Source organism: Thermostichus sp. MS-CIW-26 (genome assembly GCF_054059115.1).
In genome coordinates this window covers 40,993-65,454 of the sequence record NZ_JBSSBV010000013.1, presented here as the reverse complement: position 1 = coordinate 65,454, position 24,462 = coordinate 40,993, and the positions used below count along the sequence as shown (strand labels likewise).

At 56.3% G+C, this 24,462-nt stretch carries 21 protein-coding genes and 1 pseudogene; 7 read left to right on the top strand and 15 right to left on the bottom strand.

The genetic code is table 11. From position 1 onward, the window contains the following. Nucleotides 1–147: 147 nt before the first annotated feature. From ACVWZU_RS06535 to ACVWZU_RS06515, 5 genes are all read right to left on the bottom strand, one after another. Nucleotides 148–552: a universal stress protein gene (locus ACVWZU_RS06535; RefSeq protein ID WP_011433838.1), complete on the bottom strand. Its 405-nt coding sequence runs from the start codon at nt 550–552 to the stop codon at nt 148–150. Between the two features lie 215 nt (nt 553–767). Then, nucleotides 768–1,559, bottom strand: a complete 792-nt coding sequence (locus ACVWZU_RS06530; protein ID WP_414374510.1) for an alpha/beta fold hydrolase — start codon at nt 1,557–1,559, stop codon at nt 768–770. 189 nt (nt 1,560–1,748) lie between these two features. Further along, nucleotides 1,749–3,329 (bottom strand): chlorophyll a/b binding light-harvesting protein, encoded by a 1,581-nt coding sequence (locus tag ACVWZU_RS06525; protein ID WP_414374509.1) that lies wholly within the window; start codon nt 3,327–3,329, stop codon nt 1,749–1,751. Nucleotides 3,330–3,376: 47 nt separating this feature from the next. Further along, complete coding sequence (fldA, locus tag ACVWZU_RS06520) at nt 3,377–3,886, bottom strand: flavodoxin FldA (protein WP_414374508.1); 510 nt, start codon at nt 3,884–3,886, stop codon at nt 3,377–3,379. Nucleotides 3,887–3,959: 73 nt separating this feature from the next. Further along, on the bottom strand, nt 3,960–4,994 hold the full coding sequence (locus ACVWZU_RS06515) for a chlorophyll a/b binding light-harvesting protein (protein ID WP_099812753.1): 1,035 nt from the start codon (nt 4,992–4,994) through the stop codon (nt 3,960–3,962). A gap of 390 nt (nt 4,995–5,384) precedes the next feature. Here ACVWZU_RS06515 and ACVWZU_RS06510 point away from each other — a divergent pair, with 390 nt between their 5' ends. Continuing rightward, a complete protein-coding gene (locus ACVWZU_RS06510; RefSeq protein WP_011433843.1) occupies nt 5,385–6,617 on the top strand; it encodes an imelysin family protein in 1,233 nt (410 codons plus the stop codon). A 45-nt stretch (nt 6,618–6,662) separates the two neighbouring features. Next, the gene (locus ACVWZU_RS06505) at nt 6,663–8,036 is read left to right on the top strand and encodes a di-heme oxidoreductase family protein (protein WP_011433844.1); all 1,374 of its coding nucleotides are present in this window, start codon (nt 6,663–6,665) and stop codon (nt 8,034–8,036) included. Here the strand turns inward: ACVWZU_RS06505 and ACVWZU_RS06500 are convergent. Next, nucleotides 8,033–8,707: a Fe2+-dependent dioxygenase gene (locus ACVWZU_RS06500; protein ID WP_011431398.1), complete on the bottom strand. Its 675-nt coding sequence runs from the start codon at nt 8,705–8,707 to the stop codon at nt 8,033–8,035. The two genes, ACVWZU_RS06505 and ACVWZU_RS06500, sit on opposite strands and share 4 nt — an antisense overlap. Nucleotides 8,708–8,840: 133 nt before the next feature. Here ACVWZU_RS06500 and ACVWZU_RS06495 point away from each other — a divergent pair, with 133 nt between their 5' ends. Then, nucleotides 8,841–9,728 carry a TVP38/TMEM64 family protein gene (locus tag ACVWZU_RS06495; protein WP_228375352.1) on the top strand — a complete coding sequence of 296 codons (888 nt, stop codon included), beginning with the start codon at nt 8,841–8,843 and terminating at the stop codon, nt 9,726–9,728. Here ACVWZU_RS06495 and ACVWZU_RS06490 read toward each other — a convergent pair. Then, a complete protein-coding gene (locus ACVWZU_RS06490) occupies nt 9,725–10,057 on the bottom strand; it encodes a cupin domain-containing protein (RefSeq protein ID WP_011433845.1) in 333 nt (110 codons plus the stop codon). The genes ACVWZU_RS06495 and ACVWZU_RS06490 overlap by 4 nt on opposite strands. Further along, on the bottom strand, nt 10,057–10,833 hold the full coding sequence (locus tag ACVWZU_RS06485; protein WP_414358094.1) for an SAM-dependent methyltransferase: 777 nt from the start codon (nt 10,831–10,833) through the stop codon (nt 10,057–10,059). Before ACVWZU_RS06485 ends, ACVWZU_RS06490 begins: the two co-directional genes overlap by 1 nt. Before the next feature lie 74 nt (nt 10,834–10,907). Here ACVWZU_RS06485 and ACVWZU_RS06480 point away from each other — a divergent pair. After that, nucleotides 10,908–11,854: pseudogene (locus ACVWZU_RS06480) on the top strand (IS630-like element ISSoc15 family transposase). A 114-nt stretch (nt 11,855–11,968) separates the two neighbouring features. Here the strand turns inward: ACVWZU_RS06480 and ACVWZU_RS06475 are convergent. After that, entirely contained in the window at nt 11,969–12,631 is a 663-nt protein-coding gene (locus ACVWZU_RS06475; RefSeq protein WP_457443981.1) for a DUF3386 domain-containing protein, read from the bottom strand. A gap of 326 nt (nt 12,632–12,957) precedes the next feature. Here ACVWZU_RS06475 and mutL point away from each other — a divergent pair, with 326 nt between their 5' ends. Both mutL and ACVWZU_RS06465 read left to right on the top strand, forming a co-directional pair. Further along, a complete protein-coding gene (gene mutL, locus ACVWZU_RS06470) occupies nt 12,958–14,694 on the top strand; it encodes a DNA mismatch repair endonuclease MutL (protein ID WP_457443979.1) in 1,737 nt (578 codons plus the stop codon). A gap of 36 nt (nt 14,695–14,730) precedes the next feature. Then, nucleotides 14,731–15,591, top strand: a complete 861-nt coding sequence (locus ACVWZU_RS06465) for a vitamin K epoxide reductase family protein (protein WP_457443977.1) — start codon at nt 14,731–14,733, stop codon at nt 15,589–15,591. A 281-nt stretch (nt 15,592–15,872) separates the two neighbouring features. On the opposite strand, the gene ACVWZU_RS06460 is transcribed toward ACVWZU_RS06465, so the two are convergent. The 5 genes from ACVWZU_RS06460 to ACVWZU_RS06440 form a co-directional block, all read right to left on the bottom strand. Beyond that, the gene (locus tag ACVWZU_RS06460; protein WP_457443974.1) at nt 15,873–16,919 is read right to left on the bottom strand and encodes a diguanylate cyclase; all 1,047 of its coding nucleotides are present in this window, start codon (nt 16,917–16,919) and stop codon (nt 15,873–15,875) included. Between the two features lie 76 nt (nt 16,920–16,995). Beyond that, nucleotides 16,996–17,883 (bottom strand): photosystem I biogenesis protein BtpA, encoded by an 888-nt coding sequence (btpA, locus tag ACVWZU_RS06455; RefSeq protein WP_457443972.1) that lies wholly within the window; start codon nt 17,881–17,883, stop codon nt 16,996–16,998. Between the two features lie 31 nt (nt 17,884–17,914). Next, the gene (locus tag ACVWZU_RS06450) at nt 17,915–19,060 is read right to left on the bottom strand and encodes a quinone-dependent dihydroorotate dehydrogenase (protein WP_457404059.1); all 1,146 of its coding nucleotides are present in this window, start codon (nt 19,058–19,060) and stop codon (nt 17,915–17,917) included. A gap of 122 nt (nt 19,061–19,182) precedes the next feature. Further along, nucleotides 19,183–20,496 (bottom strand): O-antigen ligase family protein, encoded by a 1,314-nt coding sequence (locus tag ACVWZU_RS06445; RefSeq protein WP_457443970.1) that lies wholly within the window; start codon nt 20,494–20,496, stop codon nt 19,183–19,185. Continuing rightward, nucleotides 20,496–20,879 carry a 2Fe-2S iron-sulfur cluster-binding protein gene (locus ACVWZU_RS06440; RefSeq protein WP_457404070.1) on the bottom strand — a complete coding sequence of 128 codons (384 nt, stop codon included), beginning with the start codon at nt 20,877–20,879 and terminating at the stop codon, nt 20,496–20,498. The genes ACVWZU_RS06445 and ACVWZU_RS06440 overlap by 1 nt, the downstream gene beginning before the upstream one ends. Nucleotides 20,880–21,076: 197 nt before the next feature. Here ACVWZU_RS06440 and ACVWZU_RS06435 point away from each other — a divergent pair, with 197 nt between their 5' ends. Beyond that, nucleotides 21,077–21,520, top strand: coding sequence for a phosphomannose isomerase type II C-terminal cupin domain (locus tag ACVWZU_RS06435; RefSeq protein ID WP_457443968.1), 444 nt, complete (start codon nt 21,077–21,079; stop codon nt 21,518–21,520). 50 nt (nt 21,521–21,570) lie between these two features. On the opposite strand, the gene ACVWZU_RS06430 is transcribed toward ACVWZU_RS06435, so the two are convergent. Continuing rightward, complete coding sequence (locus tag ACVWZU_RS06430) at nt 21,571–24,012, bottom strand: M48 family metalloprotease (protein ID WP_457443966.1); 2,442 nt, start codon at nt 24,010–24,012, stop codon at nt 21,571–21,573. Between the last annotated feature and the right edge of the window lie 450 nt (nt 24,013–24,462).

Here is a 24,462-nt window from a genome sequence, read left to right as displayed (position 1 = left end):
ATCGTATTCTTGGCCTATGCGTGATGACAACGATATTCACATGGCCGACACTGCGTTTTTAAAGGGCGTCGGCTACGGTCGGCGCTATCCTTCCCTGCCCTGAAGGACGGGGCTTGCCGCGCCTTTTGGTCAATGGGATCCCTCTCCTCAGGGCACGACCAACACCGGGCAGGGGGAGAGATCGATCACGCGGTGGCTCACGGAGTTGTTCTGCCCCTCTCCAGATAGGGTGAGGCCGCGGCAGCCCATCACAATCAGGCTGATCTCCAGCTCGTCTGCCACATCACAGATGACAAAAGGTACCTTCCCCTCTCGATACTCACTCTTGACGTTGCTAAGGCCGATTTGATGCAGGCCAGACTCCGTTTGCTTAAGCAGGTTGTGGATGTTCTGCCGGGCTTGCTCGGCTCGCTCCGGGTCAAGCTCCGTATCATCCAGCACAGAAAGCAAATACACTTGGCTCTTGTAGCGCTGTGCTATGTCCGCCACCAAGGGCAAGGCGTGGCTGGTTTCACGCGAGTTATCGATGGGAAAGAGCAGTTTGTCGAACATAGCCGAGGATTCCGCGGTCAAGCCCATTCCCTATCCAAGTTGGGGGCTTGCCCTATTCTATCAATTTTACCGGGAGCTCAATGGCCTCATTCCACCCCTGCCCGTTTTCCTGTTGTCAGGGGCTCCACCTGGGCTGCTTCGCCCTAGCTGCAAACGGAGCTCCTCTGCTGTTTGGATGAGTAGCCATTCTATCATCCCGCGAAAGTCCAGCCGCCCTAAGCCATGCTGGGCTGAAGTTTACGCAATTCCTGCCAAAAATCCATTATTTTCAGATTGACCAAACTTGGAAAAGAATAATGAAAAAAATGTCGCCCCCCAGGGCAAAACCACATTTGATCCCCTGGCTTTAGGTGGTTTCTCCACTTCTCGAGCGAAGCAGGATCCACAATGGGGTCATCCTTGCTGGCGCAAACCAACATCGGCACCGACACTTTCTGGGCTGGAATCGCTATCACCTGAAATAGGGAGTGAGGTATGGGAGAAGTATCCAAATCTTTAGCCAGAGCATAGGAGAGTGAGCGTGCTCGCCACTGTTCTGAAGTAGGTAGAAGGCTCTGGGCTATACGCACCAAGAGTTGTTCCCGACTCCAGCAAAAGATTTTTCGCTGCACATAGAAATGGGCATGCCAAGTGGTAGCAGGCCAACCTCCCACGGCCAGCAAGGTCAGAGACTGTACCCGCTGTGGGTAACGGCAGGCAAAAAGATAAGCGGCCACCCCGCTCAAGCCGTGGCCGATAAGATGAACGGGTCGATCCCAAGCTTTGAGATATTCGTATAGCAGCGTGATTACAGTCTCCAGGCTACAAGGCTCATCCTGGGTTTGGTGGTACTCCCAGTATGCTATCCGAAAGCATTTCCCCAGGGATCCTAATAAAGGCTGATCAAAGAGCTTGAGACTGGGAGAAATGCCCAGATACAGGGCCTCAAAAGCGAGCGCAGAAGCGGAGCTTAAACTCATATTCGCTATTCCATCTCGACTGTTAAAACCATCAAGGCTGCTAGCCAAACAAAAGATCTACAAAGTCCAGTAGCCAGAAACCAACCGGCAAAGTGCGGTTGAACCATGCAATTGTGAACAGTGCAATTGCCATTGGAAAATGCGGCCCAAAGGATCCGAGCCGATCTGGATAGAGGAGAGGGGACAATACCCCTCTCCTTTCTGCAGATCCCCGAACCAGGGAGCCTCAAACCTCATTCACAGCCCAGGCAAAATCTGGGCCAACACGTCCGCACTGTTCAGGAGCATGTAGGCAAACAGGGCACCGCCAACGCCGCCCACCAGAAACCCTCCCGCCAACTGGCTCCAGCCGGCACGGGTGCGCAAGTTTTCGGGCAAGTCCTCCGATCCTGCCGGTACTCGCACCGGCTGAGGGGATCCCTGCGATTCCGCCATCAGTTGCACTCCCGGCGTCGGATAGGCCACCTCTCCATAGGGGGTGTTCACCACCGCCACCAGCCGCGAGCGCGGAAAAGAGACTCGTCCATAGATCGAAAGACAAACCGTTAGGATCAGCACCAGACCAATGGCCGCCAGCGTACCTGCCGTCAGGGCTTGCTCCGAATTCCGCAGCGGACTCAACTTGTAAAACGGCCCCACCAGGAAGTACCCATGGGCCATGCCGATCTCCAAACCGCGCAGGAAAGGCGACAAGCCCTCCCGGTAGATGGGCAGGTTTTGCAGCAGCAGCAGGGTGAGATCGCCCTGGTTTACCGGCGTGTCCAAGTTGCCCACCTGGGGATCTGTGGCTCGCACCCAGCCCCCGCGCTGGAAGTCAAAGCCGCTGGCCGCCGCCCGCGCCCGGATGGCATGCCAGATGTGCCCCGCCAAAAACAGGATCCCCAAGACAAAGTGGGCTGTAGCCAACCAGGTACGGCTGCTTACAATTCCCCTTTCGTCAGCGGCCAGCCCCAGCGGCCCGTAAAAAGCCGCAGGGTAGGCGATCTCATTGACGCTGACAAAATAGGCCGCCAAGATGCCCATGTAAGCCAGGGCCCCCAGGCTGTAGGAGAGGTAGGCTTCGCCCGAGTAGATCAAGACTTGCTTGGCCCAGGCAAAGGGGCGCGTGGCTATGTGCCACCATCCCCCCAGCACGCAGAGCAGGCCCACGTAGATGTGTCCCCCCACCAGGTCTTCCAGGTTGTCCACGGCGGCCATGCCCTGCTGACCCATCAGCGGCGTCAAGTAGGCGAAGATCCGCAGCGGATTGAGGGTGGGATCCGCAACGATCCGCACGCGGCCCAGGTTGGCATCGTACAGCCCTCCCCAAAAGAGAGCCTTGGCCACCAGCAGCCATGCACCCAGCCCCAGCAGCAGCAGGTGGATGCCGAGGATGGTGGTCATCTTGTCGTCATCTTCCCAGTCGTAGCCGAAAAACTCGGCAAAGGTTTTCCCCTTGCTCAGCACCTCTGGTCCCAAAAGGGCATGGAAGATCCCTCCTGCCCCCAGCACTGCCGAGGCAATTAGGTGCAGAACGCCCACGACAAAAAAGGGATAGGGATCCGTAACCACCCCTTCTGCGTTGACGCCGATGCCCAAGCTGGCCAGATGGGGCAACAAAATCAGCCCCTGGCTGTACATAGGTTGATTTGGATCCCAGTGGGCCACCTCGAACAAGGTCATGCCGCCGGCCCACAGCATGATCAGCCCCGCATGGGCCACGTGGGCCCCCAGCAGCTTTCCGGATAGGTTGAGCAAACGAGCATTCCCTGCCAACCAACTGACCTGAGGGGATCCCTCAGCAGAAGTAGGCGATGAAGATAGAACTGCGCCGGTCATGACAAACTCCCACAGTATCAATGACAAGTTAAGAAGCCGGGTTTGAATTACAGATTGAAGAGCGTTTTTAGTTTAGCCGTCCACTCTTTAATTCGTTTTTCCGTCAGCTCTGGTTGGTTATCTTCGTCCAGAGCAAGGCCGACAAACTCACCGTCAACCACTCCCTTAGACTCGTTGAACTCGTAGCCTTCTGTAGGCCAGGAGCCGACATTTTTGCCGCCACGCTCGGCAATTTTTTCGGCCAGGATCCCCATGGCATCTTGAAAGTTGTCGGGATAGCCCAACTGATCCCCAACTCCAAAGTAGGCTACCGTCTTACCGGAAAAATCGATCTCATCCAAATTTGGGAAAAAACCATCCCAATCAGCCTGAAGCTCCCCAATATTCCAAGTTGGACAGCCGATGATTAAGTAGTCGTACTTCTCAAAGTCCTCAATGCTGGCCTCGGCAATGTCAATTAAATCTACATTGTCTTCGCCCAGCTCTTTTTGAATCATCTCGGCAGCTCTTTCGGTATTTCCGGTTTGAGTGCCGAAAAATAGACCTATTTTTGCCATTGCTCCTACCTCGAAACTGCAAGTGCGAAGCTCAAAATCAGATGGCTAGATAGTCAATGCCTTCAGCGTGCCGTTAGGCCTGCTGTGCAGCGAGCTCTACTCTGCCGGTACGGAAATTGAATCCTCGGGCTTTCAGGGCATGGAACAGGTGGCCCTGAAGGAAGAAAAAGGCCAGCCAAAAATGGGCATTGGCCAGCCAAACCCTAGATGTGAGAGCTCCCCCTTGCTCAAAGAAGGGATAGCGATCCAAGCCCACCTGCAGCAGCGGCCCATAGAAAACTTCGGGATAGACCACTGGGTTAACGGCAACGAAATAGGCGGCAATAAATCCCATCAAGGCCAAAGCTCCCAAGCTGTAGGAAAGATAAGCTTCCCCAGACCAGATAAAAATCCGTTCTGCCCAGGCAAAAGGCTTGGTCGCGATATGCCAAACCCCACCTGACACCAGGAGCAAGCCCAGCCAGAGGTGGCCGCCCACCACGTCTTCTAAAGTGTCCACCCCGGCGATCCAGTGGCGCCCTTCTATGCCCAACAGGTGGCCAAAGGGGTTCCAGTTGGGAGACACCAGGCGCACCTCTCCTGCCACCGGGTCGAACAAGCCGCCAAACACCACTGCCTTGAGCACCAAAAGCCAGGCTCCCAATCCCAGCAGCACCAGGTGGATCCCTAGGATGGTGGTCATCTTGTTTTTGTCTTGCCAGTCGTAGCTAAACAGGGGAAAGGCTTTGGGATCCAGCACCGCCGGCCCGCGCAGGGCATGAAAAATGCCGCCAAACCCCAAAAAGGCAGAGCTGATGAGGTGGATCGCTCCCACCGCAAAGTAGATATCCGTATCCAGGACTTCCCCGCCGGATCCCACCCCCAGCCCCAAGCTGGCCAGGTGGGGCAAGAGAATCAGCCCCTGCTCATACATCGGTCGGCTGGGGTCAAACTTGGCCAACTCGATCAGGGTCATCGCCCCTGCCCAGAGAACGATCAGCCCGGCATGGGCCACATGCGCCCCCAGCAGCCGGCCAGAAAGATCGGTCAAACGGGCGTTGCCCGCCCACCACGGGATCTGTTGTTGCGAGCTAGATCCCCCTTCTTGCTTGAGTGTCGTCGCTGTCATCTCCGCTCCTCTTGCGTTTCTAAACAAGCTTTTCTAGGAAAAGGCCAGAGACCTTGCCCCAGGCCCGCCTCTGGCCGCACGGACACATCCTTTCGAGACACGTAACCAACTGTTGAGAGTAAATCTCAACAGCGAGCTGTGACCTACTCTAGGCTTCTTGCAAACAAATATCAATGTCTTTAGAGTTAAGTTTTGTTAAGAGTCGGACTTGTATCCGCCCATAGCCCCACCTGGGGAAGCTGCAGATGGAAGCTGGCCCGCAGAGGGACGAGCCGGGCGATCCGGTGGCAGCCGGTGATAAAAATCTCTCCCTTCTTAAGATTGAGTCGCAATAGCTGGATTACAATCAAGCCAAAGTTGGCCAAGTCGAGGGCAAAGGAGTCGGAGGAGATGTCGAGGTATCTGAAGCTGTGGACGGGGATAGGGCTTTATGTTCTGGTCAGCGGGGCCGCTTGCGGGGAAACCCAAAAGGATCCCTCGGCTGCGGGCGGCGGGGATCCACCGGCCCTGAGCCAGGCTTCGCCTCAGCAGGCAGCTCAAATGAACCCGGAGTGTCGGCCTATCCCGGTGGATGGCGGCGGCGAGGGTGGGGAAGAAGGGGCAGGCTCTCGCCGGCCAGCCGTTGTGCTCTCTCCTGAGCAGCGGTTTCAGGATCGGCAGATTTTGCTCGACTTTGCCGATCAGGTGGTGATCCCTGCCTATGAGCAGTTGGTCGCCGATACCCAGGCCCTGTCTCAGGCCATCCAGGCCTTCGTGCAAGATCCCAATGCCCAGACTTTGCAAGCGGCTCGCCAGGCTTGGTCTGTTGCCCGCATCACTTGGGAGGAGAGCGAGGCTTTTGCCTTTGGGCCGGCGGCTTATTTGGGGCTGGATGCGGATTTGGACGAATGGCCCCTGAACGAGGTGGAGGTGCTGGAAGTTCTCAACAGCGGCGATCCCCTCACTCCAGAGACCGTGGCCGAGTTGGAAAGCGGGCAAAAGGGATTTCATGCCGTGGCCTTCTTGCTCTTTGGCGTGGATAACAACAAGTCTTTGCAAGACTTTACCGAGCGGGATCGGGAGTACTTGGCTGCCCTTGGCCCAGTTTTGGCGGATACGGCGGCAAAGCTGCTCAAAAGCTGGACAGAGGGAGTGCAAGGGCTGCCTGCTTTTCGCGAAGAATGGGTAAAAGCCGGCGAGGGCAGCAAGAGTTATCTCACGCTGCAAGCTGCTGCTGAAGAAATAGCCCAAGGTATTCTCGGCATGTTGGACGAGCTGGGCAAGGTCAAAATTGGCGAAGCCTTCGCCCAGCAAAATCCTTTTCTGCTGGAAAGTCGCTTTGCCCACCATTCGCTGCCGGAGTTCCAGGCCAATGTGCGCAGCGTTCAGTATGCTTACTTGGGCGGATTTAGAGATAGAAAAGGTCGTGGCCTGAGCCAATTTGTCCGGGACATCAATCCCAATTTGGATAGTCAAATTCAGTCGGAGTTACAAGCAGCGGCGGCGGCTCTCCAGGGGATCCCTGCCCCTATCGAAAAAAGCCTTTGCGATGCCAATGCCCGTGGATCTATTACTGCCGCTATGGAAAAAATTGAAGACGCTTTCGACAGCTTTGCTCAGGAAGTTGTGCCGCTCCTGCAGTAGTAAGAAAGTCCCAAAAGAGCTGAGTTGCCGATATTTTGATAGCCGATGCGTCGTCTTCTCCAGATTTTCATGCTGGGATTGGCCTCTCTTTGGGCGGCGAGCTTTCTGGCTTTCCCCGCTGCCCCAGAGGGATCCCAGCCATTGCCCCCTCGAGCGGGTGGCGAAACAACCCTTTGGAACCGCACCTCAACAGCCTACGAGCAGCCGGCTCCCAACTTGGATCCCCGCTGGGCCAGGTTGCATGCCCTGGGGGACATCGCCTTTGAGGCTCGCTTCGTCACCGCTCCGGCGCCTGTTAACCCCGGCCTTGGGCCTCTGTTCAACAACAACTCCTGCGCCGGTTGTCATGTTAAAAACGGCCGAGGTTTTCCTGACAAGGGGCAGCGGGTCGTCAGAGTCAGCCAGGTTGGATCCCTGGATAGAAGCGGGGATCCCCAGCCTTTTGGATGGGAGGCCATTGCTCCTCATAGCAACACTCCCCCTGTGGCCGGCATCGGCACGCAGGTTCAAGAAAAGGCCGTTCGGGGCTATCGGCCAGAGGCCAAGGTGGAGTTGCACTGGGTAGAGCAGACCAGAGAGTACGCCGACGGAACTCCCTACAGGCTGCGTTCTCCTGTTGTAAAGCTGTTAACTCTGGAGGGATCGCCCATCGATCCTGTCCTCATCTCCCTGCGGATCCCCCAGCCGGTGTTTGGAGCGGGCCTACTGGAGGCCGTTCCCGCTTCTAGGATCCTGGCAGCAGCCGATCCTGACGACGCCGATGGGGATGGCATCTCTGGCCGCCCCAACTTGGTTTGGGATCAAGAGCAGCAGCGTCTGGTGCTGGGACGGTTTGGTTGGAAAGCCAATACCCCCAACCTCAGGCAACAAACTGCGGCCGCCTACGCCAACGACATGGGTGTCACGAATCCTCTTTTTCCGGCCGCGGATGGCAGCCAAGATATCGACGAGGCCACTCTCCAAGCGACAACCGTTTACGTGCAAACCCTGGCCGTGCCTGGCCGCGCCCTTTGGCAGGATCCCCAAGTTCAGCGAGGGGAAAAGCTCTTCGTCCAAGCCCAATGCGCCAAGTGTCACCGACCAGAGCTACAAACCGGCATTCATGAGATCCCTGCCCTGGCCAACCAAGTCATCCACCCCTACACCGATTTGCTGTTGCATGACATGGGCGAAGGACTAGCAGATGGCCGCGCTGACTTCGAGGCCACGGGCCGAGAATGGCGCACCCCCCCTTTGTGGGGCATCGGCTTGTCGCAGACAGTTCTGCCCTCCTCCGGCTATTTGCACGATGGCCGCGCCCGCAGCCTCGAGGAGGCCATTCTCTGGCATGGGGGAGAAGCTGAACGCTCCCGCGAGATCTTTAAAAATATGGCTGCTGAAGACAGAGAAGCCCTGCTCTATTTTCTTCGATCCCTCTAGAGCTCTGCCCATTTCCGCAGCAGGTTCGCGTAAACTTTGGAGATCAAATCAAAGTGGCGTGTCTTGCCCGATTCCTGAAACATCTGCTGCCGCACAGTCTGTAAATCAAAGAGGATCTCGCGTTCTTGCGGATCCCTAATTAGGCTTTGAACCCAACTGACGGCAGCATAGCGGATCCCACGGGTTACAGGCTCAACTCGGTGCAAGGTGGAAGCAGGATAGAGGATCAAAGCACCCGCCGGCAGCTTGTAGGCTTGCTCCCCCTCGCTACTCTCGATCTTCAGCTCACCGCCATCATAGTCTTCAGGGGCACTTAGAAATAGCGTAAAGGAAATATCCGTGCGCATCAGCTGATGCCGATCGAGCATCAGCGCATCGTCGGTATGAGTGCCATAGGACATTCCCGCTTCGTAGCAGCTAATTAAAATGGAATGAATGAGCTTGGGCCGGGCAGCCATCTGGAACAACAAATTACGCTCTAGAGCTGCCAAGATAATCTCCTCTATCTTCCGTTGCTGAAGGGATCCCTTTGGCATTTGCCTATTGTTTTTGACAAGCCTGGCATTCCAGCCTGCCGTCAGAGCACCATCCACAAATTCAGCATCGGCTATGAGGGACAGAATCTGTTGCAATTCTGCTAAACTAAGAACATCGCCAATACACAAGATCATTATCAACCTCTAAAAAGCAAAATACATGACACCTTCTACACTAGCAAAACAAGCCTTATGAAAATCATGCCTACTTCGAGCATCCCTCGGAAACCTTAAGCATCTAGCAGAGAAAGTAGAGATCTTTTGCCCTATGCAGCCACCTTCTGGTATTCGACAAAAAGAGCTCTGCGAGCTATTGGGCTTAGACTACAAGGCTGTTGCCACCGAGGCAAAGCGTCTGGGCTTGAGCACACATGCCTATCTGCAACAGAAAACAGGTTGGATCCTGAAGGATGAACTCTATTATCCGCCCGGCACTACCTTTGACAAGTCAGCAGATGGCGAGTCAGTAGGATCGTCCCCTACCCCCTCAGAGGATTTGTCCTCTAGCAGCAAAATCAATTCCAGAAAAAGGAAAGACATCCTCTCACTGCTGTTGTTGCTTGTTGTCCTGTTAGCTGCCATCTTGCTGGCCCGTCGCTTAGATCCAGAGGCAACTCGAGAATTTATAGCAAAACTAGGCCCCTGGGCACCCCTTGCCCTGATTGGATTACGCTCCCTGAGTATTATTATTCCTGCCATACCCAGCACCCTTTACTCCATCTTGGCAGGAGCCCTCTTTGGATTTGGATCGGGAATCCTTTACATTGCAATTGCTGATTTTATCTCTTGTACACTTAACTTCTACCTAGCCAGAAAGTTTGGTAGAGACCTAGTACAGCGAGTAGTTGGGCGACAATGGATGTACAAAGTCGATGCCCTTTCAGCTAACTATCTGGAAAACAATATTTTTCTTACAGCTGGTTTTTTAATGACGGGCCTATTCGACTTTGTCGCCTACGCCGCCGGCCTAACCCAAATAAAATGGCAGAACTTTCTTCTCGCCCTAGCTTTGGGCATTGCCGTCTCTACACCCCCAGTAGTGGCTCTGGGGGCAGGGATCCTAGAGCAGGGAAGGTGGCTGCTGGGCTTTGCTTTGCTGGGAATGTTTGCTTTGGCGATGTTAAGCGGCTGGCTGAGTAAAAGGCGGCGTTCTTAACTTGCCTTTGATAAAGTCAGAACAAAAGCAAGGTCAGCAGTGGCTTCTAACTCATGGGGAACATTTGCCGAAATTAAGACAAATATGCCCGGAGATAGAGAGATCTTCTCACCTGCAAGGGTTAAGACTCCAGTTCCTTCAATGACGTGGAGAGTAGCGTCCCTTGTGGAGGTATGCTCGGAAATACTTGTGCCTCCCGCCATACAGAAAAGAGTATGTTGGCAGACTTCACTTTTCCAAATGATCTTGCTGAGAACTCCTTCCACAGAATAAGCAATGTGATCTTTGAGCTGCAAAAAAGGTGACTCAGGGGAGACAAGAGACATCATTAAGCCTCCTTCTTGGCAATCAGTATGATGTAGCCTAGGTTATTTCGATATCGGCTAAAGATTTGCTTCATAGATAAGATCCGCTGCCGGATTACAGGACGTGTAAGCACATTCCACACCATAGTTAAGAGCGTCGGCAATCCTTCCTCTGTAGCAATAGCAACGGGATTGAGCAAAGTTAAGGGGCCGGTGGCATACTGGACAACCGTAAGATTTGCTTGCTGAACAGTTGCAAGCCAGCTGTCAGTAGATAAAGGATTGGCATTGACATGGATTACGGAGGATAACTCCTTGCGGATAGCGTCGCTGTTGGATCCCTCAACTCGCAGCTCATGGCTGAGGAACTTACCCCCTGGCTTGAGACAATTGTAAATCCCTGACAAAATCTTAGATTTTCCTGCATCGGACTGCATTGTTAAAATAGCTTCCGCCAAGACATAGTCAAATTTCTGATCGATTTGATCTAGGTGAAAGATATCGCCCTCGAGGATCTCAACTTGGCCGGCTAGCCCTGCTGCAGAAACATTAGCGCGAGTGCGAGCAATGTTATCTGGATTTTTCTCAATGCCGGTAACATGTATGCCATAGCGCTTTGCCAATCGAATAGCCGTGTAGCCAAGGCCTGAGGCAAGTTCCAGCACAGTTTCTCCTCGACGGAACTCGGCAAACTTGAAGAGCCGTTCGGTAGCGCCAAAGCCCCCCGGTCGAAGTGCCTTTTTACCTGCCGCAGCCAGTACCTGGTGTCCAGGTGCATTTTTTGAGTCCAGCTTAGACATAGGTAACTCCAAAAAAGATACAGCCTTTTAATTTAAAATAGGGTACAGGTATTCAAGAGGAAGGAGAGAAAGGAATGCCGACTCATTCTTTGGATTTGCGGCAAAGAGTTGTAGCAGCCTATCAGGCAGGTAACACCTCCATCCGCCAGGTAGCTAAACGCTTCATGGTGACCAAAAGAACAGTACACCGCTGAGTGCGTCAGTACCAACAAACTCAAGATTTAGCCCCTAAGAAAGCAGGCACCAAGCGAGTGGGCATTTTGGAACAACATCGGCAGGAAGTGATGGCAATTATTACAGAACACCCAGACTTCTACCTGTGGCAGTATCAAGAACTGTTGCGCGAGCGCTTAGGAATCAATGTAAGCATCGTCACGATACATAATTTCTTGAAAAAGCAAGGAATGACTCTAAAAAAAAGACCTACCGCAGTGCAAAAGTCAAAGAAGAGGAGGTGCAAAGGGAACGACTAGCTTATAGTCAAGAAGTCAGGAATATTCCAGCGGAGGATTTGATTGCCATCGACCAGACGGGAGTCTGGGAGGGAATGGAGCGGAGAGTATCTCGGAGTTTACGTGGTCAAAGGGCTTATCATTATCGTCAGAGATACAAGGGTGAAAAGTATACGGTTATTGGAGCTATTTCCTTGAGAGGTGTAGTTGGCTGTCGTGTCATCAAGGGTGGGATGAAGAAAGGAGATTTTTTGGAGTTTTTGAGAAGCGAGCTATGTCCGAAGCTAGATGCGAGGAAGGTTGTGATTATGGACAATTTAAATATCCACAAGAGTCGGGAAGTTGAGGAATTGATTAGGGGGACAGGAGCACGAATCCTATACCTGCCTGTGTATGCGCCGGAGTTGAATCCCATTGAGATGATGTGGTCGGTGTTGAAGCATTTTATTCGGCAGCTTTGCAGAATTGGGAAATATAGCATGGAGCAGATAGTGAAGACTTCTTTACTACTGATCAATCCATCCTCCTTCCGAAGTTGGTTTGCTAAGTGCTGCTATTGTACCCCTTGAGCCCTTAACAGGCTGTACCCTGTGGCCATCTGTTTTGAGCTTGGCTGTGAGCACCTCATCACCTTCTATAATGAGAGATGCCCACAGCCGCAAAGAAAAACTTATTTTTCTCAGCTATTCGAAAAATCGAATATTAGAGAAGAGGAAAAGTTGAGGGGATGAACTTTTTTGGCCATCCTGCTCTTCCCAAATTCTTCTCTCAACCAGAATCCAATACCGACCTATTTTTTGATAACGATCTTCGTAGATCATCTTTGCTTGAGTTTTTTCTCCAGTTCCTGGGCTACAATACTCAGCAGTGTAGTGAGTGGGTAGGTAGCCCTCACCTGTATCGTAAAACTCTTGAACTGAGACTGTAATTGTCCGATTGGCAAGATGGCGATGTACCATTTGAATGTGCTTGCCCTGAACCCAGTACCTATCGGTAGAAGATAAGCCCGAAACAAGAACTTCAGTGATGTCTGAATTTTGTGGCTCTCCATAGGCAAAGGTGTGGCCACCGTGTTCCTCGTCGAAGGAATGACGAACGCGATGCACCATGACTTCCCACATCTGTTCCCGTATTTTCTGGCGGATCTCCTCGTCCTCGACGCCGGCAACATCGATCTTCATGTTGCGGTCAATACTCACAATTCCTGAGAAGGAGAGGCTGCTGTCACCTTCTTTGGGAAAGTAGGTTATCTCAGCTCGGTAGCCAGGAAAGTCTTTGTCCCAGGTGTAGCGATTCTCAAAAGCCTCCTTGAATAGCTCTCGGGCCGGAGCTTGCTGTGCTGCCATAATCTCCTCCTTAATGAGAAATTTTACTATTTAAATCCTAGTAGAGGCTGATGGCTGGCCTTGGGATTTTAAGGTTTCCTTATGACTGGCCACCCGCTCAGCTCTCTTGTTCTCGAAGTTTCTCGAAGTTCTTGGCGGTTACCGATGGGCAGGAAGGCGGAACCTCAATCCTTCACTTGGCCTGAGGGGAGCCTTGAAGTTAATGAAAACCATTGGCAAGGCGCTGTCCACTGGCAACAGAGGGAGAGAGCTAAGCTAAAGCTCGGCGCTGTTGGCCTTTTGGCGACAAGCTGGCAGGAAGAGAGTCTGCTTTCTCAACTCACTCCATGTCCAAAATCCAACCCCTGAACCCAGAGCGGATCGCCCAGATGGCCGCGGGAGAGGTGATCGACTCGCTGGGGGCTGCTCTGCGAGAATTGCTGGAAAATGCCCTCGATGCTCAGGCCACCCGCATTCAGGTGGAGATCTGGCCCAGCCGCTGGCAGGTGCGGGTGGCCGATAACGGCCAAGGGATCCCCGCTTCGGAGCTGGAGCAGGTGGCCCGTCGCCACACCACCAGCAAGTTGGACGGTTGCAGCCTGGGGTTTCGGGGCGAAGCCTTGCACAGCCTGGCCCGCTTGGGATCCCTGGCTATCCAAACCCGCCACGCTGACGATGCTCACGGCTGGCTGGCCGCCTACGACCGACAGGGGGAGCTGATCCACAAGCAGCCGGCAGCCACTGCCTTGGGAACGGTGGTCACGGTTGCGGATTTGTTTGCCGACTGGCCTCTGCGCCGTCGGGCCTTGCCCCAAACTCGCCCGCTCCTGACCCTGGTGCAGAATGCAGCCCTAGCCCATCCCTGGGTCAGTTGGCAGGTGCATCAGGAAGGGCAATTGCTGCTCAGCCTCTGGCCGGGAAAATCTCTGCAAGATCTGCTGCTGCAGGTGTTGCCGCAGTTGGATCCCACGGATCTGCGCTATCGGCGGATCCAGGATGGGGATAGCGATTGGGAAGTGGTGCTGGGCCTACCGGATCGCTTGCATCGCCCCCACCCCGATTGGATCCGTGTGGCCGTAAACGGACGGTTTGTGCAGATGCCCGACTGGCAACGGCTGATCCAGTCGGTTTTTCACCACGCGTTGCCTCGCCACCGTCATCCACTGGTGGTTGTTCACCTGCGCCTGCCCCCAGAGCAGGTGGATTGGAACCGTCATCCTGCCAAAAGCGAGCTCTACCTGGAGAATCTGACGGCCCGCCAGGAGCAGTTGCGCCAACACCTGCACTCCCTTCTGCAATTGGGATCCGGGCAAGCCAGCCGCCGCTCTGTGCATCTGATCCGGGCCAGCGAGGCCAAGGTGGTCTATCGAGTCTCGCCCAATCTCCAGAGCCGTTTTCCTCCCTCTGACCGGCCAACTTCTCCCTTGCCCCCCCTCAAGGCGCTGGCCCAACTGCATCGGACCTACATCTTGGCAGAGCACCCCCAGGGGTTATGGCTGGTGGAGCAGCACCTGGCCCACGAGCGAGTTCGCTACGAGTACATCCGGCAGCATTGGCAACTGGTAGCACCGGAGACGCCCATAACGCTGCAAGGACTATCGCCCCAAGCCCTGGAGCGGTTGGAGCAGTTGGGGCTGGAGCCAGAACCCTTTGGCCCCAATACCCATCTCATTCGACGCATCCCTCTGGCTTTGGAGTCGGAAGATCCGGAAGAGGTACAGGGATCCCTGCTAGAGCTCAGCCGCTGTCAAGATTTGCAGGCAGCTCAGGTGGCGGTGGCCTGTCGAGGGGCCTTGCGCAATGGGATCCCGCTGACCCTAGAGCAGATGCAAAAGCTGTTGGAAGCCTGGCAGCGCACCGCCAATCCCCACACTTGTCCCCATGGCCGACCGGTGTACCTGACCCTGGCAGAAAGAGATCTAGCCCGCTACTTCCGCCGCCGTTGGGGTCTCTGTGACCGGCCTATCTCCGACTCCAAACTGGGATCCCTATGGGAGCTGGATCCGCTGGGAGACAGGTTTGCCGCCCAGGTGCGCTCTTCTGCGTCGGATCCCACGGACGAGCCCAGCTCCACCCCACTATAATCGGGGGTGTCCAACTGCTGAAACCCCTGAAACTCCATGGCTTCTTATCTCAAACTCAAAGCCCAAGAAGAGACCTGGCTGCAGCGCCATTCCCGTCTGATCTTGGCGATCTTGGCCAGCCTGGGATCCCTGCTGACGGCCTATCTCACCTACACCAAGCTGACGGAGCAGCCCGCCGCCTTCTGCACTGGGGATGGAGGGTGTGACCTGGTACTCTCCAGCCGTTGGGCAGAGTTTTTGGGGATCCCGACAGCGGCTGTTGGCCTGCTGGGGTTTCTGGGAGTCTTGGCGCTGGCGGTGCTGCCGGATGGGATCCCACTGGTGAAGCGGTGGCGCTGGCCGGCCCTGTTTGGCTTGGTTTCCGCCATGACCGCCTTTGAGATGTACATGCTTTACCTGATGGTGGCGGTGCTGCGGCAATTCTGCATGTACTGCACCACCGCGATCATCTTGGTGGCAGGGCTATGGCTGGTGACCATGCTGGGCCACCGCTGGTTGGATTGGGGCAAGCTGGCCTTCAGCTACATTCTGGTGGCCTTTCTCACATTGGTGACCACGATTGGGGTGTACGCCAACCAAGTTCCCCCGCCTAGCCCCCTGGCGGTAGGGTTAGCAGCCCACCTGCGGCAGATCGGCGGCACTATGTACGGTGCCTATTGGTGCCCCCATTGTCAAGATCAGAAAGAGCTGTTCGGATCGGCTTTTGAGCAAGTGCCCTACGTGGAGTGCTCCCCCAACGGCCCCGGCACTCCCCAAGCTCAAGAATGCACAGAAGCGGGGATCACCAGCTATCCCACCTGGATCATCAATGGCCGCACCTACACAGGCGTTCGCTCTCTGGAAGCCTTGGCGGTGGCCTCTGGCTATCCGCTGGAAGAGCATGACTCTAGTCAATAATAAGCTCAACTATACTGAAAATAATGTATAATATGTTCAGTACGGATTACTACCAGTTGATCTTTCTGTTTACTTTCGAGTCTGCCAACATGGTAGCCAAAGCAAAGCAGAAAATTGGTAGTAAGACGACACGGAAACTGCGCTTTGGGTATTCTACTCAAAGCTTTGCGGGATACCGCCATTCTGTTTGGACTCCGTCCCGCTAACGCGAATGGAGACAAACAGAATGCTATCGCTGCATAGTTGAACAGTGATGTTCAGCAGTGTTCAGCGTAAATGTATCAGGGCAGATAAACCTCTGGGGTTGGGGTGAGGATGTGAACTCGGTTGCGCCCTGCCTGCTTGGCCTGGTAGAGCGCGCTATCCGCCTGCTGCAAGGCGGTTTCCGGTTCTGGGCAGTAGTCTTCGCTGAGCACGATCCCACCAATGCTGAGGGTAACCGGCAGGCTGCGCTTGGGGGAGATGTCAATGGGCCGTTTGGCGATAGCCTGCCGCAGAGACTCTGCGTAGCGACCACAGCGAGAGGGGCTAAGTCCGGGCGTAAGGCAAACAAATTCTTCCCCACCATAGCGGTAGAGCAGGCTGGAGGGCCGCAGTTGATTTTGCAGCCGCCCGACGATGGCCTGCAGCACACAGTCGCCGATATAGTGGCCGTAGCTGTCGTTGACCTGCTTGAAATGATCCACATCCATCATCAGCAGGCAGAGATAGCGGTAGCGAGCCTCCCCGCGGGGCCCCACCTGCTTGAGCAAATGGGGCAGCGCCTGATCCAGAGCTCGCCGGTTCAACGCCCCGGTCAAGGGATCCGTCAAAGACAAAGACTCCAACAACTCATTGCGGGCTCGCAATTGCCGGTTGGCCTGGGCCAAAGCTTGGGTGAGCCGCTGGAGGCGCAGCCCTGCCCGCACCCGCGCTCGCAGCTCCTCGGGATCGACCGGCTTGGTGATGAATTCATCCGCCCCCGCATCCAGCCCCTCTACCCGAGCCTCAACTTCAGAACGGGACGTGAGCAAAATGAAATAGACAAACTGCCCTGCGGCGGATCCCTTGAGACGGCGACAGAACTCTACCCCCGACATCTCAGGCATGACCCAGTCGCAGATCACCATGTCGGGCCACTCGCTCTCTTCCAAGCTTTGCAAGGGATCCCAAGCTGCTCGGCCGCTTTCCCAGCTTTCCACGTGGTACTGGGAGCCTGTGAGAACATTGATAATGTAGCAACGAACCACTGGGTCATCATCGACAACCCAAATGCGGGGGGTGCGAGCCGGAACAGAGCTCCAAAAGGCTTCTTCTGCTGAACCAGAAGGGTGGTACGCAGAATCCAAGCCCTCCAGATCAAGGGATGGCATAGCTAAAGAGGAATCGCCCATTGTAGTCGGATCCCAATCTTAGCGCCAACAGCTAGTTGGAACCAGAGCCGGGAGCGGCCAGACAAGCATGGTTGGAGGCCCGCTCACGGAGCGCAAGGTGCAGTGCTTCCACAAACTGCCGCACCCGAATCGGGTCGATCATGGGAAAGGGATCCGAATAGCCTGCCGGCATGCCTGCGGAACGGGAAGACCGCTTCAGAGAACTGGCCACAATTACTCCATCTGCCCGCCGGATCAGGCTGCCGATGTTTTCAGCAGTAGCCCCCGAGCCGATGAAGAGCGGTACCTGAGGAGCAACTTTGCGGGCCAGCTCCAGCTCCTCCAGAAGGGGTGGCTTGCCGGTGGCCCAGCCGGAAAGGATGATGGCATCGGCCAGGCCACGTTCCACCGTGTCGGTGATGGCCACATCCAGACTGATGGGACCTAGGGGTTGGGCGTGTTTCACCAGCACATCGGCGAAAATCTTGATGTTAGCCCCCAGCTCCCGGCGATAGCGCAGCAGGCGGTAGGCATTCCCCTCGATAATGCCTTGGTCGGTCACCATCGCCCCGCAGAGCACATTCACCCGGATGAACTGCGCCCCCACGCAGGCGGCAATTGCCAGAGCACTGCAGCCATCGTTGCGCAAGACATTGATCCCAACCGGCAGCGAGACCAAGGTTTTCAGCCGCTGGACGATGACGGTCATGGCGCTGACCACCGCTGCGTCCACCCGATCCTTGGCAAAGGGGGCATCGTAAAAGTTCTCGACGAGGATCCCGTCTACCCCTCCTGCAGCCAGGGCAGTAGCTGCCTGTTCTGCCTGAGCGATCACCCATTCCAAGTCCCCCCCCCAACGGGGCGAGGTAGGCAGCGGCAACAAATGAACCACCCCAATGACCGGATGGGGGGTTTTGAAGAGGTGTTGCAGCAGGTTCACCGGCAAGCTTCCTCAGGGATCCCTAACGATCTTACGCCTGGATCTGACCCACAGGGGTATTCTCTGGGGGAAGTGTAACATCAGGGCTGGGGGGAGAAGAGCGGGCTAGGCCTCGGAGCAATTGCGGCACCATACCCGGCCCTTCGTAAACCCAGCCGGTGTAGACCTGCAGCAGGCTGGCTCCCGCTTCCAGTTTCTCCAAGGCGTCGGCCAAGGTGAAGATGCCCCCCACTCCGATGATGGGCAATTTTCCTTGGGTGGAGCGGTGGATGTAGCGGATGACTTGGGTGGAACGCTCCCGCAAGGGGGCACCGCTGATCCCGCCGGCTTCTGCAAGGATTGGCCTAGACTCCGCTGGTGCGAAGGGGATCCCGTGGCCAGGTAGGAAACGGGTCTTCAGGTTATCGCGGCGGAGGGTGGTGTTGGTGGCCACAATCCCGGCCAGTTGATGGTCTTGGGCCAGCTCCAGGATGCTGTCAATGTCGGGCCAGTCCAGATCGGGGGCGATCTTCACCAGGAGGGGTTTTCGCTTCTGATTTTCCCGCTGTAAGGCAGATAGGATGGGCTCCAGTTGCTCAGCAGCTTGCAGGGATCGCAGCCCCGGCGTGTTGGGGGAGCTGACGTTGACCACAAAGTAGTCCCCCAGATCCTGGAGCAGCCGGAAGCTGGCCAGGTAATCGGCAGCCGCTTCTTCCAGAGGGGTGATTTTGGCTTTGCCCAGGTTAATTCCAATGGGGATGGGACGTTGGTGTAGCCGACGCAACCGTTCCGCCAGAGCCGCCGCCCCTTGATTGTTAAAGCCCATGCGATTGAGGGCAGCGCGATCTTGGGGCAGTTGAAACAGGCGAGGTTTGGGGTTGCCCGGTTGGGGCTGAGGAGTGACGGTGCCCACCTCTACAAAACCAAACCCCAGGCTGGGCCAGACGCCCAGAGCCAGGCCATCTTTGTCGAAGCCCGCAGCCAATCCAAGGGGATTGGGAAAGGTAAGGCCCCACAGCGACACCGCTAGCCGGGGATCCCGGTAGCAAAACAGTCGCTCCAGAGCCGATAGGATCCCGGTGGCCTGGGTGGCATCGATCCAATGCAAGGCGCGCAGCAGGGCCATCTTGACCGTTTCTGGATCAGCTCTCAGCCCAGAAAAAAGCAGAGGCCACAACACATCTCGGTACAGGTTCACCGCAAAGACCCTCTACAGGTAAACTGCCCCTTGGCTGTAGCTTGCTTCCGCGTCGCAAAAATCGGTGAGCAACTGATGGACTCCGGGCTCACTGCCAGCTAAGGGATATCCCATTGCAGCACTCAACGGTAACCTCTCTGGGCTTGCTCTTTGCCGGAGATGGAGTCCCTTTGCCGCTCAAGGCTGGCTCCCCAAACTGCCCCCAAGAGTAAGGTTACCAGCAGGTGAATGCGGCCATCCAACATCACCACATCCAAAAGCCCTGAGGCAAAAAACGCCGTCAAGGCCAGCAGCATCCCCAGCAGGACGCTTTCTTGCGAGCGCCGCCAAGCTTGCCATCCCCGCGCCAAAATCCAGCCCCACAGGATCAGATGGCCCAGCAACAGCGGGATCCCACCCTCAGCCGCCAGGTGCAGGTACAAATTGTGGCAATGGCCCAGCAGCTCCGGCGGATCTTGAGCATTGTAAAGAGCGGCAAAGCTTTGCCAGCCCCAACCGGTCAAGGGCCGCTCCTGCACCATCTGCAGGGCGAATTGCCAAGCATCCAGCCGGTTGGCGGTGGAACTAAAGTAGAGCGCCTGGGGATCGAAGGTGTCTGCCAGACGGCTCCAAATCAATCGGGGCACAACAGCCCGCCAGCCCGGCCAATCCCAAGCAGCAGCCAAACCAGCCAACCCTATGCCGACCAAGATCCCGATCCCCCACCAACAGCGCCGTAGGGCCAGCCCTATCACCAGCGCCAGCCCCCCCGCTCCCCAGCCGTTGCGAGAGGCCGTCAGCAGCAACAAGAGGGATCCCAGCCCCAGCACAGCTCCCAGCCCTACTGCCTGTGGCCAGTCTCTATCGGCTCGATCCAGCCACAGCCCTGCCGCCAAGCACAGGTGGATCACCAGGTAGATGGCCAGGATATTGGGGGAAGTAAAAGCTGCCGCCGGTCGCTCTCCCCCGGCAACCCCCGTGATCCAAACCGGCCCCAAGAAGAAGTGCCCCTGCCATTCCCACAGCACTTCTCCCCAACCCAAAAGCAGCATCAGCCCGCTGCCCAACACCAACATCTGGGCCAAACGCCGACGGCCTACAGGATGGAACTCCGTCCCGCTACCGCGAGAGGCCAGCGCATCGGCAAAGGCCGGCAGCATCAACAAAAAAGGCCAGTAGTTGAACATCCCCGGCAGGCTCAGTCGCCAATCCTCCCCCCAAAAGGCCACTCCCACCGCAGCCAGGCTCAGGAGAGCCGCCAGTCCAAATAGAGGATCCCGCAGGATCCGGCCACCGCAGCGGGTATAACCCTGAATCGTTCCCACCAAAGCCAACAGCAAGCTGGGGGCCAGATTCACCGGGATCAGCGCCGCTGCCGCCAGCAGCCAGCCCCGCGGCTGAGAGGGCAAGGGATCCGGCGACAACTCGGGAGACAAAACCGGTGCCGAAGAAGACATCACTCATCCTCAAGGGGGATCCCTGGCCTGACCTGCCCCTGGCCGAAGTAGCGCCCAAATTGCAGCTCGTACACCTCATCTTCATCTTGGGTTTCTACCCACAGCTCCGAGCGGGCATAGCCCACGCACAGCAGCCCATACCCCTGCTCCTTCAGCTCCCGCGAGATGCCCATGGCTTCCGGCTGGTACAGGGATCCCCGCCGTACCCGCACCGCACAGGTGGTACAGGCGCCGTTGCGACAGGCAAAGGGCAGTTGGATCCCTTGGGCCTCGGCGCTGGCCAAAATGTATTGATCCGCCGGCACCTGGATCAGATAGTGGGTGTCCCGTTGGCGGTCATGGATGTGAACCGGGTAAGAAGGGACAGAAGAGGAAGAACGCATGGGGAAGTGGCCTTTTTGCAGAGCAGAAATCTTTTTCATGATTCCACAGGATTTTAACCACTACCCCACCAAACCTGAACCGGCTGGGGATCCCCAGGAGCTGAAGCCGATCTGTTGGTGGTTATAAAGATAAACAAACAGACTCCGAGTTGATGATTGGGATAAGCTACAGGTAGGCCTCCCAAGGAGAGCATCCCATGCTAGAAACCCCCAATGCCAATTTGGCCTCACTGGAAAAACCATCGTCTTCCCTCTCTGCCGAAACCCTCAACAAGCTGATCGAGAGCAATGCTGAAAGTCGGCCTTGGGGGAGCTTTACAGTGCTGGAAGAGGGCCCTGGCTACAAAATCAAGCGGATCGTGGTTTTGCCCAAGCATCGCCTTAGCCTGCAGTTGCACTACCATCGCAGCGAACACTGGATCGTCGTTGCCGGCACCGCCAAGGTCACCTGCGGAGACGAAGAAAAGCTCATCACGGCCAACCAATCCACCTACGTTCCCCCTTGCACCAAGCATCGCCTGGAGAACCCTGGCGTCATCCCTCTGGTGATTATCGAGGTGCAAAACGGCCAGTACTTGGGCGAAGACGACATTGTCCGCTTCAGCGACGACTACGCCCGGGTTAACGGTGGGCAAGAGTAGCCAATCCCAATGGCCTAGGCGAGCTCTTCGCTGCTGAGGATCGCGATCCTCTAGAACAGCATCACCAGCAGGGCAACCACCAACAACAGCACAGCCCACATAGCCTGCCAGAAGGGATGGTAGCTGGTGATGAGCTGGCCATGGCGGCTTTGAAAGCGGGCCAGATCCAGGTAAGGGGCCACCCCCCGTCGGAACCACCCCACTGCGGATCCCTCTTGGCCGATCAACCCCCCTGCCTGGTACGCCCCGAACAGGAAGTTGCCCAGCGGCCCAAAGCGGGAAGCATAGCGTAGGAAGATCATGCCGGTCTTATCCTGGAACTTGAGATCGGAGCCAAAGCGATAGCCCGGATCCCCTCGCCCAATCACCCGCCCTTCCAACTGCATTGGCAGCCCACGCAGAGGGCTGGCGTAGGGATTGCTCATCGCCTTCAGCACGGTCAACGCCGGCGGGTTTTCCAGACTGGGGTACATCACCGTCATCTTCAGCAGCAGGCCCAAGCCCACCCCCATCAGGGTCAGCCCGGCAAACATTTCATAGAAGCCCACCTGCAAGGCCGGGATCCCGAGCAGTGCCCCCACAATCGCCCCCAGCCACTCGGCGTTCAACAGCAGCACATCCAGCAGAAAGTTCCCGTAGAGCTGTTGCCGGTTGAGCTGCTTGCCCTGGGCAACCACGCTGGCCATATCGAACTCCACCGGCAGATCCAGTTGCTCCGCATAGGTGCCCAGCGCCCGTACCCGTTTGCCCGTGAGGGGATGGGTGGAGTTCAGCTCCATCCACCAGGCCCAAGGGTTAAACAGATCCCACAAAAATACCCTGCCCACCTGGCCGGGATCCGAGGCAACCCGGTAGGCCGTCCCCGCCGTAACAGCCGCCTTGGCATCGTAGATCCCCAAAGCCCGCGTTCCTTCCAGCAGGCGAGCACTGCGCTGTCGGGTTTCCTCATCCCGCTCCCGCTCTCCCTCTTGCACAATGCCGTAGGCAATTTTCACCAAAGCCCGCGAGAGCCCATTGGGGTTGCCGGTGGTTTCGGCGGCAAAGTGGTCGGCAAAGTACTCCCGCACCCGCGACAGATACAGCAACAAGTAGGAGCCGGCCACATAGAAAAAGTAGGCGACCAAGGCCAGGAAGCGGAGGCTGCCCCTTTTGCCGTTGTCGCGCGCATCCCGCATGTAGACGTAAAGAAGGTAGAGAATCTGCACCAACGTGGAAGCCAGGGTCATGACGGCGAAATCCCAGTGGATCACATGCCCCAGCTCGTGGGCATAGACCGTAGCCACCTCTTCATCTTCCAAGTAGGTGAACAACCCTTCGCTGACAACAATGCGGGCCGTGTCCGGCAGGCTGCCATAGGTGAAGGCGGTGGGGTTTTGGTCGCGGATCAGCCCCAGCTTCGGCTGCTTCAGCTTGTACTGTCGGCAGACCCGTTCAATGACCTCCGCACTCTCTGGGCTGCGACGCCCGATTTCCGCCAAGCTTACCCACTCGGTGCCATAGAGGCTGTGCTGGATCCAGTCCATCAGCCAAGGGGACAAAAAGAAGATCAGGGCATTGAAGGCGAGGGTGAGCAGAATGGCGAAGATGAAAGAGCCCAGAGAGAATCCCCCCTCTAAGCTGCCCAAGACGGTCAGGAAAAGCACAAACACCATACCGAACAGCAGGCTCAGGGTCACACCTGAGGCCGCCGTCAGGTTGCCGGCAAAGCTGGCCAAAATCAGCGAGACCCCCACCTGAGGCGCGCGGTAGCTGCGCTTGGTTTGCCCAGTTTTGAGACCTGAGGTGGCGGGATCCAATTCCGCTAGGGTGCGGCTGGGGTTGAAGCAATAGCGGCTCAGCCAAACGCTCAATAGACGCAGCTCGTGGGGATTCAGGCTTTTCAGAGGCTCCAGCCACAGGGCTGCCTCCACCGACAGCATCACCGTCGAGACGGCGCTGGGATTGCGAAACAAGGTGGGCAAGAGGGGCAGAACCTCCTGTTTTTGCCCAGAAGTGAGGCTGTGAAAACCCAAAACCGCCTGGCGGAGCAAACCAGGCGGCTGAGGAAGGTCGGCAGTAAGCAACTGGCGATCGCTGACAAAGCAGTAGCGGCTTAGATCCAGACTCTCCGGGGACTCCGTCCCACTGACGGGTTCGCGAGAGGGTCGCGTAGCGGTAAAGTGCTCTGCACTGCTAACACGACCGGGATCCACCTTGTCTGTCGCCGGCTCCGGATCCAACCTCACCTGAGTTTTCCAATCGGCAGCCTGCTGGCCCATGGGGCGGCTGTAGAGGGCCAACCGTTTGACTTGGGGGTAGCGAGTGGGAATCGCCTTCTGGAACCAGGCCGTCAACTCCTCGTAGTTGAGAGCAAGGCCGGCAGGGCGGTTGATCATAATGACGAGGGCATAAGCCTTGGGACTCTCCTGGAGCGGTTGGGCTTTGGCCTGTAATCTAAGGTGGGGATTGGCCAGCGCCTGCTCCAGCCACTGCACCACTTCCTGTTCGTTCATGGCCCTGATACATTTACGCTGAACACTGCTGAACATCACTGTTCAACTATGCAGCGATAGCATTCTGTTTGTTTCCATTCGCGTTAGCGGGACGGAGTCCAAACAGAATGGCGGTATCCCGCAAAGCTTTGAGTAGAATACCCAAAGCGCAGTTTCCGTGTCGTCTTACTACCAATTTTCTGCTTTGCTTTGGCTACCATGTTGGCAGACTCGAAAGTAAACAGAAAGATCAACTGGTAGTAATCCGTACTGAACATATTATACATTATTTTCAGTATAGTTGAGCTTATTATTGACTAGAGTCATGCTCTCCCGGATCTAGTGGGGCGAAGAAGATCAACTATTCATCAACCATTCAACTGTTGCCTCGGTTGCCGACTGCCGATTGGCCTCACGGGAGCTATTCTGGCATTTCCTCCCGTTGACGGGATCCCCATCCTCCTACCAGCC

What these genes read in the sequence shown, in the direction of transcription:
- ACVWZU_RS06510 (WP_011433843.1), top strand. Translation starts at nt 5,385, where the DNA reads ATGTCGAGGTATCTGAAGCTGTGGACGGGGATAGGGCTTTATGTTCTG.
- ACVWZU_RS06490 (WP_011433845.1), bottom strand. Translation starts at nt 10,057, where the DNA reads ATGATGTCTCTTGTCTCCCCTGAGTCACCTTTTTTGCAGCTCAAAGAT.
- ACVWZU_RS06465 (WP_457443977.1), top strand. Translation starts at nt 14,731, where the DNA reads ATGGCTTCTTATCTCAAACTCAAAGCCCAAGAAGAGACCTGGCTGCAG.
- ACVWZU_RS06440 (WP_457404070.1), bottom strand. Translation starts at nt 20,879, where the DNA reads ATGCGTTCTTCCTCTTCTGTCCCTTCTTACCCGGTTCACATCCATGAC.
- ACVWZU_RS06435 (WP_457443968.1), top strand. Translation starts at nt 21,077, where the DNA reads ATGCTAGAAACCCCCAATGCCAATTTGGCCTCACTGGAAAAACCATCG.
- ACVWZU_RS06515 (WP_099812753.1), bottom strand. Translation starts at nt 4,994, where the DNA reads ATGACAGCGACGACACTCAAGCAAGAAGGGGGATCTAGCTCGCAACAA.
- ACVWZU_RS06500 (WP_011431398.1), bottom strand. Translation starts at nt 8,707, where the DNA reads ATGATCTTGTGTATTGGCGATGTTCTTAGTTTAGCAGAATTGCAACAG.
- ACVWZU_RS06495 (WP_228375352.1), top strand. Translation starts at nt 8,841, where the DNA reads ATGCAGCCACCTTCTGGTATTCGACAAAAAGAGCTCTGCGAGCTATTG.
- ACVWZU_RS06485 (WP_414358094.1), bottom strand. Translation starts at nt 10,833, where the DNA reads ATGTCTAAGCTGGACTCAAAAAATGCACCTGGACACCAGGTACTGGCT.
- fldA (WP_414374508.1), bottom strand. Translation starts at nt 3,886, where the DNA reads ATGGCAAAAATAGGTCTATTTTTCGGCACTCAAACCGGAAATACCGAA.
- ACVWZU_RS06535 (WP_011433838.1), bottom strand. Translation starts at nt 552, where the DNA reads ATGTTCGACAAACTGCTCTTTCCCATCGATAACTCGCGTGAAACCAGC.
- ACVWZU_RS06505 (WP_011433844.1), top strand. Translation starts at nt 6,663, where the DNA reads ATGCGTCGTCTTCTCCAGATTTTCATGCTGGGATTGGCCTCTCTTTGG.
- ACVWZU_RS06445 (WP_457443970.1), bottom strand. Translation starts at nt 20,496, where the DNA reads ATGTCTTCTTCGGCACCGGTTTTGTCTCCCGAGTTGTCGCCGGATCCC.
- ACVWZU_RS06475 (WP_457443981.1), bottom strand. Translation starts at nt 12,631, where the DNA reads ATGGCAGCACAGCAAGCTCCGGCCCGAGAGCTATTCAAGGAGGCTTTT.
- ACVWZU_RS06525 (WP_414374509.1), bottom strand. Translation starts at nt 3,329, where the DNA reads ATGACCGGCGCAGTTCTATCTTCATCGCCTACTTCTGCTGAGGGATCC.
- mutL (WP_457443979.1), top strand. Translation starts at nt 12,958, where the DNA reads ATGTCCAAAATCCAACCCCTGAACCCAGAGCGGATCGCCCAGATGGCC.
- ACVWZU_RS06430 (WP_457443966.1), bottom strand. Translation starts at nt 24,012, where the DNA reads ATGAACGAACAGGAAGTGGTGCAGTGGCTGGAGCAGGCGCTGGCCAAT.